At 47.7% G+C, this 684-nt stretch carries 1 protein-coding gene; it reads left to right on the top strand.

The window, feature by feature from the left end; all coding sequences use genetic code 11:
• Window positions 1-440 precede the first annotated feature (440 nt).
• On the top strand, window positions 441-684 hold a 244-nt coding region (locus NW819_RS13440; RefSeq protein WP_414414052.1), incomplete at its 3' end, for a DUF4388 domain-containing protein.

Below are 684 nucleotides of genomic sequence, written 5' to 3'. Positions count from 1 at the left end.
AGCCTTCTCTGGTCAGTCGATTAGCCACCCTCCTCAAGGGCATGCGCGAAAAGTGAGGTAAACCTAACGGAAAAAAACAATCTTCTGGCTTTGTAAAGAACTTGGAAGGGTCTATAACTTTTCTCTAACTTCCGCTCACAGAGAAAGCAAAAATAGGAGTTCTATCTTACGAAGCGACATGATCCAACACAAAGCTGAAACAAAGGAAACTAAAACTCTTCTGTGAAGGGCTTCCGAGTGCTGCCTAATTGTATTCCTTGATAGATTTTCCCGGATAGTAAGTGTAACTGCTGGCGCGCAGAGTACCTAGCTACAAAGAACACAGCCGTTGATACACGGTTGTTGTCCGAGAGTACATGTACAAGAATGGGGATGTCTGAAATGTTACTAAGGCATTGATTTCCACTTATCCCACTGAATCAGAGGCTCGAAAAAATCTTATGGCCATAGTTGGAGACCTCCAAGAATTTTCCTTGCCCGATCTGTTGCAGCTGATCGAGAGAGGCAGCAAAACAGGACAGCTCTGTATTTGGGCGCCCAGAGGTATCTACAGGATCTGGTTTTACCAAGGTCGGGTCATTGCTGCCCTACCACCTCAGGAAGAACACCGCCTGGAGAGCTTGCTGGCCCATTCCGGCTTGGTGAGCGAGCGGGTGGTCGAGAAGCTGGCTTCCTTTTGCGGCT

It is taken from the genome of Synechococcus sp. R8-2 (genome assembly GCF_047461715.1).
Lineage (GTDB): Bacteria > Cyanobacteriota > Cyanobacteriia > Thermostichales > Thermostichaceae > Thermostichus.
Note: the sequence above shows the minus strand (reverse complement) of the source record. Positions and strands in the feature narration are given on the sequence as shown.